The 12,753-nt window shown below is 70.0% G+C and carries 12 protein-coding genes and 1 riboswitch; of the genes, 9 read left to right on the forward strand and 3 right to left on the reverse strand.

All coding sequences use genetic code 11. The features are described from left to right. Positions 1-168 precede the first annotated feature (168 nt). A complete protein-coding gene (locus ACTWQI_RS21095; protein WP_443272637.1) occupies positions 169-744 on the forward strand; it encodes a TerD family protein in 576 nt (191 codons plus the stop codon). 86 nt (positions 745-830) lie between these two features. Next, positions 831-1,391 (forward strand): GNAT family N-acetyltransferase, encoded by a 561-nt coding sequence (locus tag ACTWQI_RS21100; RefSeq protein WP_443272639.1) that lies wholly within the window; start codon positions 831-833, stop codon positions 1,389-1,391. Between the two features lie 235 nt (positions 1,392-1,626). Here the strand turns inward: ACTWQI_RS21100 and ACTWQI_RS21105 are convergent, their stop codons facing one another. Beyond that, positions 1,627-2,583: an SIS domain-containing protein gene (locus ACTWQI_RS21105; protein ID WP_443272640.1), complete on the reverse strand. Its 957-nt coding sequence runs from the start codon at positions 2,581-2,583 to the stop codon at positions 1,627-1,629. Between the two features lie 252 nt (positions 2,584-2,835). Here ACTWQI_RS21105 and ACTWQI_RS21110 point away from each other — a divergent pair, with 252 nt between their 5' ends. From ACTWQI_RS21110 to otsB, 3 genes are all read left to right on the forward strand, one after another. Further along, positions 2,836-4,092: an extracellular solute-binding protein gene (locus ACTWQI_RS21110; protein ID WP_443272642.1), complete on the forward strand. Its 1,257-nt coding sequence runs from the start codon at positions 2,836-2,838 to the stop codon at positions 4,090-4,092. A 101-nt stretch (positions 4,093-4,193) separates the two neighbouring features. Continuing rightward, positions 4,194-4,436 (forward strand): DUF3263 domain-containing protein, encoded by a 243-nt coding sequence (locus ACTWQI_RS21115; protein WP_443272644.1) that lies wholly within the window; start codon positions 4,194-4,196, stop codon positions 4,434-4,436. Positions 4,437-4,463: 27 nt separating this feature from the next. Then, positions 4,464-5,321 carry a trehalose-phosphatase gene (gene otsB, locus ACTWQI_RS21120; RefSeq protein ID WP_443272646.1) on the forward strand — a complete coding sequence of 286 codons (858 nt, stop codon included), beginning with the start codon at positions 4,464-4,466 and terminating at the stop codon, positions 5,319-5,321. A gap of 15 nt (positions 5,322-5,336) precedes the next feature. Here otsB and ACTWQI_RS21125 read toward each other — a convergent pair whose 3' ends face one another. Together ACTWQI_RS21125 and ACTWQI_RS21130 are read right to left on the reverse strand one after the other, a co-directional pair. After that, positions 5,337-6,893 carry an alpha,alpha-trehalose-phosphate synthase (UDP-forming) gene (locus ACTWQI_RS21125; protein WP_443272647.1) on the reverse strand — a complete coding sequence of 519 codons (1,557 nt, stop codon included), beginning with the start codon at positions 6,891-6,893 and terminating at the stop codon, positions 5,337-5,339. 93 nt (positions 6,894-6,986) lie between these two features. After that, the gene (locus ACTWQI_RS21130; protein ID WP_443272649.1) at positions 6,987-7,976 is read right to left on the reverse strand and encodes a glucosyl-3-phosphoglycerate synthase; all 990 of its coding nucleotides are present in this window, start codon (positions 7,974-7,976) and stop codon (positions 6,987-6,989) included. A gap of 197 nt (positions 7,977-8,173) precedes the next feature. Then, positions 8,174-8,314: riboswitch (SAM riboswitch) on the forward strand. Positions 8,315-8,331: 17 nt separating this feature from the next. On the opposite strand from ACTWQI_RS21130, the gene thrC reads away from it, so the two are divergent. The 4 genes from thrC to groL all read left to right on the forward strand — a co-directional run bounded on the left by thrC (position 8,332) and on the right by groL (position 12,721). Beyond that, entirely contained in the window at positions 8,332-9,618 is a 1,287-nt protein-coding gene (gene thrC / locus ACTWQI_RS21135) for a threonine synthase (RefSeq protein WP_443272651.1), read from the forward strand. Positions 9,619-9,685: 67 nt separating this feature from the next. Further along, complete coding sequence (locus ACTWQI_RS21140) at positions 9,686-9,961, forward strand: ubiquitin-like small modifier protein 1 (RefSeq protein WP_443272653.1); 276 nt, start codon at positions 9,686-9,688, stop codon at positions 9,959-9,961. 444 nt (positions 9,962-10,405) lie between these two features. Further along, a complete protein-coding gene (locus ACTWQI_RS21145) occupies positions 10,406-10,609 on the forward strand; it encodes a cold-shock protein (RefSeq protein WP_003986833.1) in 204 nt (67 codons plus the stop codon). A 489-nt stretch (positions 10,610-11,098) separates the two neighbouring features. Further along, positions 11,099-12,721 carry a chaperonin GroEL gene (gene groL / locus ACTWQI_RS21150; protein ID WP_443272656.1) on the forward strand — a complete coding sequence of 541 codons (1,623 nt, stop codon included), beginning with the start codon at positions 11,099-11,101 and terminating at the stop codon, positions 12,719-12,721. The last annotated feature ends 32 nt before the right edge of the window (positions 12,722-12,753 follow it).

The raw sequence follows: 12,753 nt of genomic DNA on the forward strand, positions 1-12,753 counted from the left end.
CCCGGATCGGGGAGGTCCCGTCACTCGCTTTTCGAGCGGCGGGTGAGGAAGCGGGTGAGGAAAACGACGCGACGGCGGAACCCGGCGTTGCCCGCTTCGCGTTGTGGAGGATGACGGTAGCTTCGTCACCGATACGCAGCGGACTTCACGACGTGGAAAGGGACTCCCATGGCTGTAAGCCTGTCCAAGGGCGGCAACGTCTCGCTCACCAAGGAGGCGCCCGGCCTCACCGCGGTCACCGTCGGCCTCGGCTGGGACGTCCGCACCACCACCGGCACGGACTTCGACCTCGACGCGAGCGCGATCGCCGTCAACCCGGGCGGGCGGGTGGTCTCCGACGGCCACTTCGTCTTCTTCAACAACAAGTCCACCCCGGACCAGACGATCGTGCACACCGGTGACAACCGCACCGGTGAAGGCGCGGGCGACGACGAGGCCATCAATGTGAACCTGGCGGCTCTGCCCGCCGATGTCGACAAGATCGTCTTCCCGGTCTCCATCTACGACGCCGAGACCCGGTCCCAGAACTTCGGCCAGGTGCGGAACGCGTACATCCGCATCATCAACCAGGCCGGCGGCTCCGAGATCGCCCGTTACGACCTCAGCGAGGACGCGGCGACCGAGACCGCCATGGTCTTCGGCGAGCTGTACCGCAACGCCGGGGAGTGGAAGTTCCGCGCGGTCGGCCAGGGCTACGCATCCGGCCTGACCGGCATCGCCCAGGACTTCGGCGTCAACGTCTGAGGTCTCGTCGGCGGTCTCGTCGGCCCCCGGTTCGTACGGCCCCCGGTTCTTCGCGAACCGGGGGCCGACGGCGTTAGCGTCGAGACATGATCCTCGAACCGCTGACGCTCTCCGGAGACGGGCTGACAGCGCCGGAAGAGCCTGACGACGGGCTGCACGGCCTTCCGGCTCCGTTGCTCGACGAGCTGACCGCGCTCTACCGCTCCGACCCGGCCTTCCAGCGGATCAGCGGTGACTTCCCCGATCCGGAGGACATCCGCCCCGAGCACGTCGCGGCGAGCCTCGCCGAGGAGCTGGCGCGCCCCGAGGCCGAGGTGCTGCTCGCCCGGGAGGGCCACCGCCTGCTGGGTGTCGCCATCACACTCGCCGAGCATCCGGATCCGGACGACCCGGACCCGTGGATCGGCCTGCTGATGGTGCACGGCCAAGAACAGCGGACCGGGTACGGGCGTGAACTGGCCGGGCTCGTCGAGGAGCGGCTGCGGGTGGCGGGCCACACGGGTGTACGGCTCGCGGTGCTGGAGAACAACCCGAAGGCACTGGCCTTTTGGACCGCCCTCGGCTACGAGGTGATCGACCACCGCGAGGACCGCAGGCTCCACCGCCCCTGTGCGGTGCTCCGCAAGGATTTGAAGATCGAGCCCTGACGCCGCGGCGTCACCCGGGCGACCGGCCCGCCACTGGGCCGTCGGGCTGGCCGGGCACGGGCGAGTTCGGGTGGCACCCGGGAGTTCGGTGGGGGGAGCCCGGGGGCCGGTCACCCAGCAGCCGCACGCGAGCCGGGCGACACCCGCCCCAGCCAAGCCAGCACCACCCGTCAGCAGCCAGTCGCGCCGGGACCCATAACGACCGCGGCGATGTCTTTCCGCGGCGCGGAGCGGCCTATCCGGCGAGGATTACGCTGCGCGTGAGGTTGCGGGGGCGGTCCGGGTCGTAGCCCCTGGACTCCGCTACCGCGACGGCGAGTCGCTGGGCGCGGACCAGGTCGGCCATCGGATCCAGCGCCCGCGGTCCCGTCGTGCTGTCGGAGTCGGCGAGCAGCGTCCCACCCGTCCGGGTGACATCGCCCGCCAGCCCTTCCGGAAGGGCGCCGAACATCCACGCCACCCGGTTCGGGCCGGTGATCGAGATCGGTCCGTGCCGGTACTCCATCGCCGGGTACGACTCGGCCCAGGCTCCGGCCGCCTCCCGCAGCTTCAGGCCCGCCTCCTGCGCCAGCCCACAGGTCCAGCCGCGTCCCAGGAAGGTCCACTGCTCCGCGCCGAGCACCGCCGTCATCAGGGGCTGGGTGACGGCGAGTTCGGCGTCGACCGCGGCTTCCGCCACCGTCTTCACTCCGGCCGGCTGGGAGCCGTCCGCCTCCAGTCCCGCCCGCAGCAGTGCGAGCGCCGTGGTCGCGAAGCGGGTCTGCACCACCGACTCCTCGTCCGCCCAGTCCAGCACCGCGACGTTGTCGGCCGCGTCGATGACCGGGGTCGTCGGGTCGGCGGTGAGCGCGGTTGTGGCGGTCCGGCCGCGTACGGCGGACATCAGGTTCAGGATCTCCGTCGTGGTGCCCGAACGGGTGATCGCGACGACCCGGTCGTACGAGCGGTCGAGGGGGAACTCGGACGCGGCGAAGGCGTCCGTCTCCCCCAGCCCCGCCGCCTCCCGCAGCGCCGCGTAGGCCTGTGCCATGAACCACGATGTGCCGCACCCGGTGAGGGCGACCCGCTCGCCCGGCTCCGGCAGCCCTGCCACCGAGGCCCCCGCCTCCGCCGCCCGCCGCCAACAGCCTGGCTGGGTGGCGATCTCGGCTGCGGTACGGGACGCGGTACGGGACTCCTCGGCTGAGGACATGCTCGCTGCTCCTTCGGTGCGATCGGCGAACGGCGACGGCGACAGGTGACGGTGACCGTTCGTCCGTGGATAGCAGCCCTGACCTGGGCGAGGGAAGGGCGCCCCGCAACAGGAAGCGCCTTTGGTCTGGACCTGGTGCGGGTTTTGGGGGAAGACTCGCACCCTGTGACCGGGCGGGGGAGCCCGGTCACGAGAAGCGGCACTCATCACAGAGGGGGTATAGCGGTGGTGCGGCTATTCAAGAAGGTCTTAGTGACAGCAGCCACGACGGCGCTTGCGCTCACGCTCACCGGATGCGGAAGCGACTCCATCGCCTCGGGGAACGTGAGAATCACGCTGGTCGCGGCCGACTACGGCGATGATCCGGGCGACTCTTCCAAGCGGTACTGGAACGCGCTGGCCCGGGAGTTCGAGGCCCAGAACCCCGGCATCGAGGTCGACGTCACCATCCACAGCTGGAACGTTGTCGACCGCAAGGTCCACGAGATGGTCGAGAGCGGCAACGCTCCGGACATGGCCCAGATCGGCGCCTACGCCCAATACGCCGAGGACGACAAGCTCTACCGAGCGGATCAGCTGCTCTCCATCCCCACCCAGGCCGACTTCGTGGGGGGCCTCGCACGGGCCGGCGAGGTCCACCGCGTGCAGTACGGGCTCCCGTTCGTCTCGAGCACCCGGGTCCTGGTCTACAACAAGATGCTGTTCGCCAAGGCGGGCATCACCGAGCCGCCCACGACTTGGGAAGAGCTCCAGGAGAAGGCCGAAGCGCTGAAGCAGGCCGGTGTGCCGGTGCCGTACGGGCTGCCGTTCGGGCCGGAGGAGCCGCAGGCCGAGACACTCAACTGGACGCTCAGCGGCGGTGGCGGCCTCCTCGACCACGTCGACAGCTACGCATTCGACTCGAACGAGAACATCAAGACCTTCGAGTGGCTGCGCGACGAGCTGGTCGGCAAGGGCCTGACGAACCCCCAGCCCGGCAAGACCAACCGCGAGCAGCTCAACGCGGCCTTCGGCCGCGGCGAGGTCGGCATGATCAACAGCCATCCGGCGCTCATGCAGCAGATCAACGCGCGGGGCGTGAAGTACGGCACGGCGCCGCTGCCCGGCAAGGAAGGGGAGTCCAAGTCGAGCGCGGGCGTCGCCGACTGGATGATGGCCTTCAAGCAGAACGGCCACCGCGAGCAGGTCGGCAAGTTTCTCAACTTCGTCTTCCAGCAGAACAACGTGCTGAGGTTCTGTCACCAGTACGATCTGCTGCCGACCACCACGTCCGCCTCCGAGGCGATGCGCGCCGACAAGAGGTACACACACCTGTGGGAGTTCCTCGACCAGCTGCCGACCGCCCAGTTCTACCCGCAGAACAAGCTGTCCTGGGGCCCCGTGGTCGCCCAGCTCAAGACAACGATCGGCACGGCGGTGGAGGACGGCGGAGACCCGGAAGGCGTGCTGTCCGCGCTGCAGCGCGAGGCCCAGGCGGAGCAGACCGCGCACCGGAACGAGGAGCACTAGGTCCTGTCCGGTCGATCAGGCCGGATCAGGGCGCGGCACCAGACGCCGCGAGCCCGGCATGATCGACCGGACAGGGCCTGGCGGGCCGTTAAGGTGAACGGATGACGGAAGGGGAGGGCGGCGGTCTGTCCGACCGCGATCGGGCGGTGCTCGGTCTGGAGCGCCGCAGCTGGCCGGGGCCCGGAGCCAAGGAGCGGGCCATAAGAGAGCGGCTCGGCATCTCCCCGACCCGCTACTACCAGCTGCTGAACGCGCTGATCGACGATCCACGGGCGCTCGCCCTCGACCCGGTGACGGTGAACCGCCTCCGACGGGTCCGTGAGAGGCGTCGCGGCAGTCGCTGACGCGGTGGTGGACGGTAGGGTCGCCGCATGGGTATCCCGGACCCTCTGCCGATGCCGGTCACCCCCGTCGGCCGCGACGGTCTCGCCGCGCTGCTGGAGCGGCCCGAACAGGCCGTCGTGGCGCTCGACTTCGACGGCACGCTCGCACCGATCGTGCCGGACCCGGACCGGGCGCGCGCCCACCCCGGCGCCGTACCCGCCCTGACCCGACTGGCGCCTCTCGTCGGCTCGGTCGCGGTGATCACCGGCCGCCCGGCAGAGGTCGCCGTACGGTACGGGGGATTCACCGGAGTTCCCGGCCTCGGGCATCTGGTGGTGCTGGGCCATTACGGCGCGGAGCGCTGGGACGCGGCGACCGGCACCGTGCGCGCCCCGGCCCCGCATCCCGGGGTCGCCGCCGCCCAGGCCGAGCTGCCCCGCGTCCTCGACCGCGAGGGCGCCTGGCGCGGCACCTACGTCGAGGACAAGGGCCGGGCCATCGCCGTCCACACCCGCCGGGCCGAGAACCCGCAGGGCGCGTTCGAACAGCTGTCGGCACCGCTGCACGAGCTGGCCGCACGGCACGGGCTGATCGTCGAGCCGGGGCGCCTGGTGCTGGAACTGCGCCCGCCGGGCGTCGACAAAGGCGTCGCGCTCACGGAATTCCTGCGCGAGTCGGGCGCGCGCTGCGTGCTCTACGCCGGGGACGACCTCGGTGACCTGGCCGCCTTCGGGGCCGTGGCGGAGCTCAGATCCCACGGCACCCCGGGCGTCCTGGTGTGCAGCGGCAGCGCGGAGGTCACCGAACTCGCCGACCGGGCGGACATCGTGGTCGACGGCCCGTCCGGCGTCGTCGAGTTGCTCAGTGCGCTGGCCGAAGCGCTGTCCCAGCCACCACTGTCGTAGCCAGCACCAGAACGGCTAACCCGCCCTGAGGGCGCCCAACTGGTCCAGGAACCACCGCTGCGGCGGAAGGGCCGTCGCCGCGGCTGCCAGCCGCTTGGTGCGTTCCGCACGCTCCCCCGCCGGCATCGACAGCGCCTCGTGCAGCGCCTGTGCCGTGCCCATCACGTCGTACGGGTTGACCACGAGGGCCTCCTCGCCGAGCTCCTCGTACGCGCCCGCCTCCCGCGACAGCACGAGCGCGCAGCCCTCGTCCGACACCACGGGGACCTCCTTGGCGACCAGGTTCATTCCGTCGCGGATCGGGTTGACCAGCGCCACGTCCGCGAGCCGGTAGGCGGCCAGCGAACGCGCGAAGTCGTCCCGCACATGGAGGATCACCGGCCGCCAGGCATCGGTGCCGAAGGTGGAGTTGATCTCGTCGGTGACCCGCTGCACCTCCGCGGTGTAGTCGCGGTACACGCGCAGGTCCTGCCGTGAGGGATAGGCGAAGGCGAGGTGGACGACCCGTCCGCGCCACTCGGGCCGGTCGGTGAGCAGCTGCCGGTACGCGTACAGGCCGCGCACGATGTTCTTCGACAGCTCGGTGCGGTCCACGCGGACGATCACCAGACGGTCCCCGTCGATCTGCTCCCGCAGGGCCGCCAGCCGTTCGTCGACATCCTCGCGGTGCGCCCGCTCACGCAGGAAGTCGGCGTCGGCCCCGAGCCCGTGCACGCCGAGCCGGGTCGTCCGGCCTCCCCCAGCTACCGCCGGGGGTGCCCCCACCCCCAGACTCCGTCCGGGAGGTGCCCCCAGGGGTGCCCCCACATCGTGGACGACGGCCGCCGAGTCCGTCTCCGCGCCGAGCACGTCCGCGCAGCACGCGGCGAAGGCGTCGGCCCAGCGGTGGGTCAGGAACGCCGCCCGGTCCGCGCCCAGGATGCCGCGCAGCAGCTGGCGGGCGATGTCGTCGGGCAGCAGCCGGAAGTAGTCCGGCGGGGCCCAGGGCGTGTGGGAGAAGTGGCCGATGCGGAGGTCCGGGCGGCGCCGGCGGAGCATGCCGGGGACCAGGCACAGGTGGTAGTCCTGCACGAGGACGGCGGCGCCCTCGGCCGCCTCCTGGGCGAGCGCGTCGGCGAAGGCGGCGTTGTACGCCTCGTACGCCGCCCACTGCGCGCGGAACTCGGTGCCGAAGACCGGCTCGAGTGGGGTCTGGTACAGCATGTGGTGGACGAACCACAGCACCGAATTGGCGATCCCGTTGTAGGCGGCGGAGAAGACCTCGGGGTCGATGTCGAGCATCCGCACGGCACGGCCGCCGGTGTCGGCCGGATTGAGCACGCCGGCCGTGCGGCGTACGGCCTCGCGGTCGCCGTCGCCCAGGGCCGCGCACACCCAGAGCGCACCCTCCTCGGGCCCGATCGCGCTCAGCCCGGAGACCAGCCCGCCGCCGCCGCGCTTGGCGATGAGCGCGGGAGCCCTCCTGCCGGGGCCGCCGCCTGGCCCTGGAAGACCGTCCTCGGGCAGGGCGTACGAGACCGGACCGCGGTTGGACGCGACGAGTACCCGGGCAGCCTGCTGCTCTGCGACCATGCCGCGAGCCTAGCCCGCTGGGGATCCGCGCAAACGTACGGCTGCGTCGTCGCGGCGCGCGCCGGCGTGCGGTCGGCGCACGGCGCCGGGCGGTCAGGCCACCCGGCCGCTGTGCGTTGCACGGCGGGTCCGGTACTCGGGAATCGTGATCATCGGGGGGCGTTCGTCCGCCGCCACCTCGTGCACCGAGGGGGTGAAACCGTCGTCGGTCCGGGCGAACTGGGTCAGCACCGGCCGTACGAGATGGCCGCGCGCCAGCCGGGCCTGTGCGGTGCGGTAGATCGTCGCGGCCATCCGGCCCAGTGCCTGTCCGCTCTGATGGCGGTGGCGTCGTATACCGACGTCCACCTGGGCCAGGGCGTCGAGCCCGACGAGATCCAGCGCATCGATGAGCATGCCCAGCTCGACCCCGTAACCGACGGGGAACGGCAGCTGCTCCAGCAGCGAGCGCCGGGCCGCGTACTCGCCGCCCAGGGGCTGGACGAAGCCGGCCAGCTGCGGCCAGTGCAGATTGAGCAGCGGCCGGGCGACCAGTTCGGTCACCCTGCCCCCCTGCTCGCTTCCGGCGGGAGGTCCCACCTGCTCGCCGAGCGGCCGGTCGTACATGGCCTTCACCAGCTGTACCCCGGGCTCGGTGAGCAGCGGGCCGACTATCCCCGAGACGAAGCGGGCGGAGAAGTCACGCAGATCGGCGTCGACGAAGCAGACGATCTCGCCGCCGGTGACCAGCAGCGAGCGCCACAGCACCTCGCCCTTGCCGGGCAGCGCGGGCAGCCGCGGCAGCACGGTGTCCCGGTCGACCACGCGGGCTCCGGCCGCCGCGGCGACCTCGGCCGTACGGTCGGTGGAGCCGGAGTCCAGGACCACCAGCTCGTCGACGAGCGGGACCGACTCGGTCATCAGCTCGCGTCGGATCGTCTCGACGATCGCCCCGACCGTGGCCTGCTCGTTCAGGGCGGGGAGCACGACGCTGACCGTGCCGTCGCGACCCGCGGCGCGCTTCGCGGTGAGGAGTCGGCTCAGCGGACGGTCGCCGGCCGACCAGGAGCGGCGTTCCAGCCAGCGCTCCACTTCTTCCAGCACGTACGCTCGTCTCCCTGATGCTCGAGGATCGGTGGGCGGTTGGACGGTCCGATGGGTGCGACGGTGATCCGTCTCGCGGTTCGGACGACTATCTCAAGTGTCCGGGCCTTCGGTTACAGTCTTGAACAACGCGCGAGTCCACTTGATGTCGGGGTGACCGCGCGCACAAACGCCCGGGCGCCGTCCCGGTGCCATACCGCTCATCCAGAGGGGCAGAGGGAACGGCCCGTTGAAGCCCCGGCAACCCTCCAGTCGGCCCGTGTTTCGGCGCGAGGCTCCCGGCTAGGGAAGGTGCCAATTCCGTCTCGTGGCGAAGTCCGTCGCGAGGAAGATGAGGAGAAAGGGCCTCGCCTCCATGGCTGTGCAAACCGTCGCAAGCAGCACCGGAACCGTCTCTCTCGGACCTGCCGCCGCGCTGTCCTGTCGCGAGTGCGGCGAGCGCTTCGGGCTCGGCCCGATCTTCGCCTGCGAGGTGTGTTTCGGGCCGCTCGAGGTGGCGTACGAGCTGCCGAGCGGCGATCCCGGCGACCTGCGGAAGCGGATCGAGGCCGGTCCCAACAGCATCTGGCGCTATGCGCCGCTGCTGCCCGTCCCCGCGGACGTCGCCGACAAACCGAACCTGAACCCCGGCTTCACCAAGCTGGTCAAGGCCGACAACCTCGCCCGCGAACTGGGCGTCACCGGCGGTCTGCACGTCAAGGACGACTCCGGGAACCCGACGCACTCCTTCAAGGACCGGGTCGTCGCGATCGCCGTCGAGGCGGCGCGGGCCTTCGGGTTCACCACCCTGTCCTGCTCTTCGACGGGCAACCTCGCGGGCGCGGTCGGCGCCGCGGCCGCCCGCGCGGGCTTCCGGTCCTGTGTGTTCATCCCGCATGACCTGGAGGCGGGCAAGGTCGTCATGGCGGCCGTATACGGCGGCGACCTGGTCGGTATCGAGGGCACGTACGACGACGTGAACCGCTTCTGCTCCGAGCTGATCGGCGATCCGCTCGGCTCGGGCTGGGGCTTCGTCAACGTCAACCTGCGTCCGTACTACGGCGAGGGGTCGAAGACCCTGGCGTACGAGATCGCCGAGCAGCTCGGCTGGCGCCTCCCGGACAACCTCGTCGTCCCGATCGCCTCCGGCTCCCAGCTCACGAAGATCGACAAGGGGCTGAAGGAGCTGATCCAGCTCGGTCTGGTCGAGGACAAGCCGTACAAGATCTTCGGAGCCCAGGCCGAAGGCTGCTCGCCGGTGTCGCGGGCCTTCAAGGACGGCCACGACGTCGTACGGCCGGTGAAGCCGGACACGATCGCCAAGTCGCTGGCGATCGGCAACCCGGCCGACGGGCCGTACGTGCTGGACATCTGCCGCCGTACGGGTGGTGCCGTGGAGGACGTGACCGACGAGCAGATCGTCGACGCCATCAAGCTGCTGGCCCGCACCGAGGGCATCTTCGCGGAGACCGCGGGTGGCGTGACGGTGGGAGTGCTGCGCAAGCTGGTGGAGACGGGTCAGCTCGACCCGGCCGGCGAGACCGTGGTGCTGAACACCGGCGACGGCCTCAAGACGCTTGACGCGGTGGCCCCGACCACCGGCCCCACGGCGACGATCCGCCCGAGCCTGGACGCGTTCCGCGCGGCCGGCCTAGCCGACTGAGGTTTGCCCGCACCCGACCAACCGACCTCAACCACCGACCCCCCTCTCCCACCGAAGGTGAACCCGCATGAGCGTCAACGTCCGTATCCCGACCATCCTGCGCACCTACACCGGTGGCCAGGCCGAGGTGACCGCCGAGGGGGCGACCCTCGCGGAGGTCATCGAGTCACTGGAGAAGAACCACCCGGGGATCGCCGCGCGCGTTCTGGACGACACGGGCAAGCTCCGCCGCTTCGTGAACGTCTACGTCAATGACGACGACGTGCGCTTCGAGGACGGCCTGCAGACGGCGACACCGGACGGCGCGGGGGTATCGATCATTCCGGCTGTCGCTGGCGGGTAATTCAACAACCTTACGTAATGGGAATGGCCCCCTCCGTGAGAGAAGCGGAGGGGGCCATTCTGTGGGGGTGCCCGCGGTAGAGTTGGTCGATCCTTCACGGATGTCCATGCCGAACGCATATGAGTTCGCGACAACAACGCGACAACCTGTGTTCAAATTGTGTGCGTGATTTGTCGTGTTGGTGAGCTATGCCCGGCCCGACTTGCCCTGAATTCTGGGTTATTCAGCGGAAAATTCCGATCGACCGTGGCCAGAATTCTCGTCCGATTGACCTGTTGCAGACGGCATCGGTGCAGATACATTCAGCCGCGGTCGACGCGTTCCGGCGCACACCCCTGGCGTAATTCCGCCTGCCGCTGGGCAGAGGGGACCTGTCGGGGTGAGTTCTGACCCGGGTCCGCGGAGTGCGGTCCTGTGCAAGGGCCAGTAATAGGGGAGTTAGGGATGGCTCAAGGCACCGTCAAGTGGTTCAACGCGGAGAAGGGGTACGGCTTCATCGCGGTCGACGGTGGTGCGGACGTCTTCGTGCACTACAGCGCGATTCAGATGGACGGCTACCGCACCCTCGAGGAAGGTCAGCGGGTCGAGTTCGAGATCTCGCAGGGCCAGAAGGGGCCGCAGGCGGACATGGTCCGCGTCGCCGGCTGAAGACACGCGCCGACTGACCACAGGCGTTGAGAGGGCCCGCCCCCGAGGGGCGGGCCCTCGGTCATGCCCCAGCCCTTCCCCACCGACCACCACCCTTCATGGATGCCGTTCGGGCGGCTTGCGCCCTCCCGTCACCCGACCACCACCCCTCATCGAGGCCCTTCGGGCCGCCTTGCGCCCTCCCGTCACCCGACCACCACCCCTCATCGAGGCCCTTCGGGCCGCCTTGCGCCCTCACGTCACCTGACCACCACCCCTCACTGACGCCCTTCGGGCGGCTTGCACTCGATGGGGTCGAGTGCTAATCATTGGCGTTAGCACTCTGACGTTGAGAGTGACAGAAGGACCGGGTCGGTGAGGCCCGTAGGCCGGGTGGGGCAAGGAACCACCGGGCGTGCAGGCCGTCCGTCGCGGGCGCCACGCGGTCCGGAGCAATCCACCGCCCCCTGCTTCGGCGGGGGGATCCCCAGTCCGTGGAGGACACTTCACATGGCCAAGATCATCGCGTTCGACGAGGAGGCACGGCGCGGCCTCGAGCGCGGGATGAACCAGCTCGCCGACGCCGTCCGGGTCACCCTGGGTCCCAAGGGCCGCAATGTCGTGCTCGAGAAGAAGTGGGGAGCCCCCACGATCACCAACGATGGTGTGTCCATCGCCAAGGAGATCGAGCTCGAGGACCCGTACGAGAAGATCGGTGCCGAGCTGGTCAAGGAGGTCGCGAAGAAGACGGACGACGTCGCCGGTGACGGCACGACGACCGCGACCGTCCTCGCCCAGGCACTCGTCAAGGAAGGCCTGCGCAACGTAGCCGCGGGCGCCAACCCGATGGCCCTCAAGCGCGGTATCGAGCGGGCCGTCGAGGCCGTCTCCGCCCAGCTGCTCGAGCAGGCCAAGGATGTGGAGACCAAGGAGCAGATCGCTTCCACTGCCTCCATCTCCGCCGCCGACACCCAGATCGGCGAGCTCATCGCCGAGGCGATGGACAAGGTCGGCAAGGAAGGCGTCATCACCGTCGAGGAGTCGCAGACCTTCGGGCTCGAGCTGGAGCTCACCGAGGGCATGCGTTTCGACAAGGGTTACATCTCCGCCTACTTCGCCACCGACATGGAGCGGATGGAGGCGGCGCTCGACGACCCGTACATCCTGATCGTCAACTCGAAGGTCTCCAGCGTGAAGGACCTCCTTCCGCTGCTGGAGAAGGTCATGCAGTCGGGCAAGCCGCTGCTGATCATTGCCGAGGACGTCGAGGGCGAGGCGCTGTCCACCCTGGTCGTCAACAAGATCCGTGGCACCTTCAAGTCCGTCGCCGTCAAGGCCCCGGGCTTCGGTGACCGCCGTAAGGCCATGCTCGGCGACATCGCCATCCTCACCGGTGGCACCGTCATCTCCGAGGAGGTCGGCCTCAAGCTGGAGAACGCCGGCCTCGATCTGCTCGGCCGCGCCCGCAAGATCGTCATCACCAAGGACGAGACGACCATCGTCGACGGCGCCGGCGACAGCGAGCAGGTCCAGGGCCGCGTGAACCAGATCCGCGCCGAGATCGAGAGCAGCGACTCGGACTACGACCGCGAGAAGCTCCAGGAGCGCCTCGCCAAGCTGGCCGGCGGCGTGGCCGTCATCAAGGCCGGTGCGGCGACCGAGGTCGAGCTCAAGGAGCGCAAGCACCGCATCGAGGACGCGGTGCGCAACGCGAAGGCCGCCGTCGAGGAGGGCATCGTCGCCGGTGGTGGCGTGGCCCTGCTCCAGGCTTCCCAGGTCTTCGAGAAGCTCGAGCTCGAGGGCGACGAGGCCACCGGTGCCCAGGCCGTCCGCCTGGCCCTGGAGGCCCCGCTGAAGCAGATCGCGGTCAACGCTGGTCTCGAGGGCGGCGTCGTCGTGGAGAAGGTGCGCAACCTCGACACGGGTCGTGGCCTGAACGCCGCGACGGGCGAGTACGTCGACATGGTCGCCGAGGGCATCATCGACCCGGCCAAGGTGACGCGCTCCGCGCTGCAGAACGCCGCGTCCATCGCGGGTCTGTTCCTCACCACCGAGGCCGTCATCGCCGACAAGCCGGAGAAGGCCTCGGCGCCGGCCGGCGGCGGCATGCCGGGCGGTGACATGGACTTCTGATCCTTCCGAGGATCGGTCGCTCCGGCCGTACG

The organism is Streptomyces sp. KR80, assembly GCF_052245555.1.
Classification (GTDB): Bacteria; Actinomycetota; Actinomycetes; order Streptomycetales; family Streptomycetaceae; genus Streptomyces.

Excerpts from the sequence above, each read along its gene's own strand:
- ACTWQI_RS21095 (WP_443272637.1), top strand. The coding sequence starts at position 169 with ATGGCTGTAAGCCTGTCCAAGGGCGGCAACGTCTCGCTCACCAAGGAG.
- ACTWQI_RS21100 (WP_443272639.1), top strand. The coding sequence starts at position 831 with ATGATCCTCGAACCGCTGACGCTCTCCGGAGACGGGCTGACAGCGCCG.
- ACTWQI_RS21105 (WP_443272640.1), bottom strand. The coding sequence starts at position 2,583 with ATGTCCTCAGCCGAGGAGTCCCGTACCGCGTCCCGTACCGCAGCCGAG.
- ACTWQI_RS21115 (WP_443272644.1), top strand. The coding sequence starts at position 4,194 with ATGACGGAAGGGGAGGGCGGCGGTCTGTCCGACCGCGATCGGGCGGTG.
- otsB (WP_443272646.1), top strand. The coding sequence starts at position 4,464 with ATGGGTATCCCGGACCCTCTGCCGATGCCGGTCACCCCCGTCGGCCGC.
- ACTWQI_RS21125 (WP_443272647.1), bottom strand. The coding sequence starts at position 6,893 with ATGGTCGCAGAGCAGCAGGCTGCCCGGGTACTCGTCGCGTCCAACCGC.
- thrC (WP_443272651.1), top strand. The coding sequence starts at position 8,332 with ATGGCTGTGCAAACCGTCGCAAGCAGCACCGGAACCGTCTCTCTCGGA.
- ACTWQI_RS21140 (WP_443272653.1), top strand. The coding sequence starts at position 9,686 with ATGAGCGTCAACGTCCGTATCCCGACCATCCTGCGCACCTACACCGGT.
- ACTWQI_RS21145 (WP_003986833.1), top strand. The coding sequence starts at position 10,406 with ATGGCTCAAGGCACCGTCAAGTGGTTCAACGCGGAGAAGGGGTACGGC.
- groL (WP_443272656.1), top strand. The coding sequence starts at position 11,099 with ATGGCCAAGATCATCGCGTTCGACGAGGAGGCACGGCGCGGCCTCGAG.